Below are 3387 nucleotides of genomic sequence, written 5' to 3' on the forward strand. Positions count from 1 at the left end.
AGCACGTTCTTAGCCATGACTCAGACACCTGCCTTCTGGTTCAGGAGCGCCTTGACCATTGCCGGCGGGGCGATCTCGTCGAGCGGCAGGCCGCGGCGTGCTGCCACTGCTGCCGGCTCTTCGAGGCGCTTCAGCGCGTCAACGGTCGCGTGAACGATGTTGATGGCGTTGGAAGAACCGAGCGACTTGGAGAGGATGTCGTGGATGCCCACGCACTCCAGTACTGCACGGACCGGGCCACCGGCGATAACACCGGTACCGGCGGAAGCCGGGCGCAGCATGACGACGCCTGCGGCGGCCTCACCCTGAACGCGGTGGGGGATGGTGCTGCCGATGCGGGGAACGCGGAAGAAGGACTTCTTGGCCTCTTCAACGCCCTTCGCGATAGCGGCAGGAACTTCCTTTGCCTTGCCGTAGCCGACGCCGACCATGCCGTTGCCGTCACCGACGACGACGAGGGCGGTGAAGCTGAAGCGACGACCACCCTTGACGACCTTGGAAACGCGGTTGATGGTTACGACGCGCTCTACGAACTGGCTCTTCTCGGCCTCGCGGCCGCCGTCACGGCCACCACGGCCGCCACGGTCGCCACGGCCCTGGCCGCGGTCGCCACGCTCGCCACGACGAGCGCCACCACGGCGGTCGTCAGTGGTAGCAGGCGCAGCGGTCTCAGTTGCCGGAGCAGCTACAGCTTCAGTCACCTGAATGTCCTTTTCGTTATTTTCGGTCACAGTGCCAGCCCACCTTCACGTGCGCCGTCAGCGACGGCGGCGATCCGGCCGTGGTACTTGTTACCACCGCGGTCGAAGACAACTGCTTCGATACCGGCAGCCTTGGCACGCTCGGCGACCAGTTCGCCAACGCGCTTGGCCTTGGCGGTCTTGTCACCGTCGAATGCACGAAGGTCGGCTTCCAGTGTGGAGGCGCTTGCCACGGTCAGGCCCTTGGTGTCATCGACAACCTGGACGAATACGTGACGTGCGGAGCGGTTGACGACCAGACGCGGGCGTACAGCCGTTCCGGAGATGCGCTTGCGGATACGAAGCTGGCGGCGGCTGCGCTGGGCAGACTTGCTCTTGTTCGTACGCTTCTTGTTAATTGCGATCGCCATGGTTACTTACCAGCCTTTCCGACCTTGCGGCGGATGACTTCGCCTGCGTAACGGATGCCCTTGCCCTTGTAGGGGTCCGGCTTCCGCAGCTTGCGAATGTTGGCAGCAACCTCGCCGACCTGCTGCTTGGAGATACCTGAAACAGAGAGCTTGGTCGGGGTCTCAACTGCAAAGGTGATGCCGTTCGGTGCCGAGACGTTGACCGGGTGGCTGTAGCCCAGAGCGAACTCCAGGTCAGAACCCTTGGCCTGGACGCGGTAACCGGTACCGACAATCTCAAGCTTCTTCTCGTAGCCTGCGGTGACACCCTGGATCATGTTGGCGATCAGGGTGCGGGTCAGGCCGTGCAGCGAACGTGAGGCGCGCTCGTCGTTCGGGCGGGCGACAGTCAGGGTGCCATCTTCCAGGGAAACCTCGATCGGGCTGGCCACAGTGTGGCTCAGCTCGCCTTTGGAACCCTTGACGCTGACGACAGAGCCGTCAACCTTGACCTCAACGCCGGCAGGAACGGTGATGGGGAGACGTCCAATACGTGACATTATTCTCTTCCTTTCCCGTTACCAGACGTAAGCGAGGACTTCGCCGCCCACGCCCTTCTTGCCGGCCTGCTTGTCAGTCAAGAGGCCGGAAGAGGTGGACAGGATTGCGACACCCAGGCCACCGAGCACGTGCGGCAGGTTGGTGGACTTTGCGTAAACGCGCAGTCCCGGCTTGGAAATACGACGAACGCCAGCGATTGAACGCTCGCGGTTCGGACCGAACTTGAGCTCGAGGGTCAGCTTCTTGCCAACCTCAGCGTCTTCTTCTTTCCAGGAGGCGATGTAACCTTCAGCCTTCAGGATGTCGGCAACGCGTGCCTTGAGCTTGCTGTACGGCATGGTCACGGAATCGTGGTATGCCGAGTTAGCGTTGCGCAGACGCGTAAGCATGTCTGCGACGGGATCTGTCATTGTCATGTGGGCTCTTGCCCTTCCTCATAACGGTTTCCGCCGTGCTGGTTGTCCCGAACAGAATTCGGAAAGGAGCGCGGGCGGACCTTTTACGTAGCTAGATTAGTCTTCGGTCTTGAACGGGAAGCCAAGCGCCTTCAGCAGCGCGCGGCCTTCGTCGTCGGTCTTGGCAGTGGTCACGACGGTGATGTCCATACCGCGAACGCGGTCAATGGAATCCTGGTCGATCTCGTGGAACATAACCTGCTCGGTCAGACCGAAGGTGTAGTTGCCGTTGCCATCGAACTACTTGCCGCTGAGGCCACGGAAGTCGCGGATACGCGGCAGGGCCAGCGTGACCAGACGGTCCAGGAATTCCCACATGCGGTCCCCACGCAGAGTTGCGTGTGCACCGATCGGCATGCCTTCGCGCAGCTTGAACTGTGCGATCGACTTGCGGGCCTTGGTTACCTGCGGCTTCTGGCCGGTGATCAGGGTCAGATCGCGGACAGCGCCGTCGATCAGCTTGGAGTCCTTGGCGGCATCTCCAACACCCATGTTCACAACGACCTTCACCAGGCGGGGAACCTGGTTGACGTTCTGGTACTTGAATTCCTCAGTCAGCGTGTTCTTGATGGAATCGGCGTACTTGGTCTTCAGACGAGGAACGATCTTGCTTGCCGGAGTCTCGAGAGTCTCAGTCATTAGATGTCCTTCCCTGAGCTCTTGGCCACGCGGACGCGCACTTCACGCTTCACGCCATCGCGCTCAACGGTCTCGGTGCGGAAACCGACGCGGGTGGGCTTCTTGGTGGACGGGTCAACCAGAGCCACGTTGGAGATGTGGATCGAAGCCTCGACGACCTCGATGCCACCGGTCTTGGTGCCGCGCTGCGACTGACCGACCTTGGTGTGCTTGGTTACGCGGTTAATGCCTTCAACCAACACGCGGTTGGTCTCCGGGTACACGCGCAGAACCTTGCCCTGCTTACCCTTGTCGCCGCCGCGCTCAGCCTTGGCGCCAGTGATGACCTGAACGAGGTCACCCTTTTTGATCTTAGCCATGGACTAGAGCACCTCCGGAGCCAGAGAAACGATCTTCATGAACTTCTTGTCGCGAAGTTCACGACCAACCGGTCCGAAGATACGGGTACCGCGGGGGTCACCGTCGTTCTTCAGGATGACGGCTGCGTTCTCGTCAAACTTGATGTAGGAACCATCCGCACGGCGGCGTTCCTTCTTGGTACGGACGATGACAGCCTTGACGACGTCGCCCTTCTTTACGTTGCCGCCCGGAATTGCGTCCTTGACGGTAGCGACGATTACGTCGCCAATGCCTGCGTAGCGA

6 protein-coding genes and 1 pseudogene are annotated in these 3387 nt (G+C 61.1%); all 7 read right to left on the reverse strand.

Annotated features, from left to right (window positions below; genetic code table 11):
- Positions 1 to 20 precede the first annotated feature (20 nt).
- Positions 21 to 701, reverse strand: coding sequence for a 30S ribosomal protein S5 (rpsE, locus tag LQV45_RS21835; RefSeq protein ID WP_173403037.1), 681 nt, complete (start codon positions 699 to 701; stop codon positions 21 to 23).
- 26 nt (positions 702 to 727) lie between these two features.
- A complete protein-coding gene (gene rplR / locus LQV45_RS21840; RefSeq protein WP_018773674.1) occupies positions 728 to 1111 on the reverse strand; it encodes a 50S ribosomal protein L18 in 384 nt (127 codons plus the stop codon).
- A gap of 2 nt (positions 1112 to 1113) precedes the next feature.
- The gene (rplF, locus tag LQV45_RS21845) at positions 1114 to 1650 is read right to left on the reverse strand and encodes a 50S ribosomal protein L6 (protein WP_011692797.1); all 537 of its coding nucleotides are present in this window, start codon (positions 1648 to 1650) and stop codon (positions 1114 to 1116) included.
- Positions 1651 to 1668: 18 nt separating this feature from the next.
- Positions 1669 to 2067 (reverse strand): 30S ribosomal protein S8, encoded by a 399-nt coding sequence (gene rpsH, locus LQV45_RS21850; protein ID WP_018773673.1) that lies wholly within the window; start codon positions 2065 to 2067, stop codon positions 1669 to 1671.
- 96 nt (positions 2068 to 2163) lie between these two features.
- Positions 2164 to 2745: pseudogene (rplE, locus tag LQV45_RS21855) on the reverse strand (50S ribosomal protein L5).
- Positions 2745 to 3104, reverse strand: a complete 360-nt coding sequence (rplX, locus tag LQV45_RS21860) for a 50S ribosomal protein L24 (RefSeq protein WP_018773671.1) — start codon at positions 3102 to 3104, stop codon at positions 2745 to 2747. The pseudogene rplE and the gene rplX overlap by 1 nt, the downstream one beginning before the upstream one ends.
- 3 nt (positions 3105 to 3107) lie before the next feature.
- On the reverse strand, positions 3108 to 3387 hold a 280-nt coding region (gene rplN / locus LQV45_RS21865; RefSeq protein WP_230008797.1), incomplete at its 5' end, for a 50S ribosomal protein L14.

The sequence above is a fragment of the Microbacterium sp. Bi128 genome (genome assembly GCF_918698205.1).

Bases quoted from the DNA above. Each gene is read 5' to 3' on its own strand.
- rplR (WP_018773674.1), bottom strand. From the start codon at position 1,111: ATGGCGATCGCAATTAACAAGAAGCGTACGAACAAGAGCAAGTCTGCC.
- rplF (WP_011692797.1), bottom strand. From the start codon at position 1,650: ATGTCACGTATTGGACGTCTCCCCATCACCGTTCCTGCCGGCGTTGAG.
- rpsH (WP_018773673.1), bottom strand. From the start codon at position 2,067: ATGACAATGACAGATCCCGTCGCAGACATGCTTACGCGTCTGCGCAAC.
- rplX (WP_018773671.1), bottom strand. From the start codon at position 3,104: ATGGCTAAGATCAAAAAGGGTGACCTCGTTCAGGTCATCACTGGCGCC.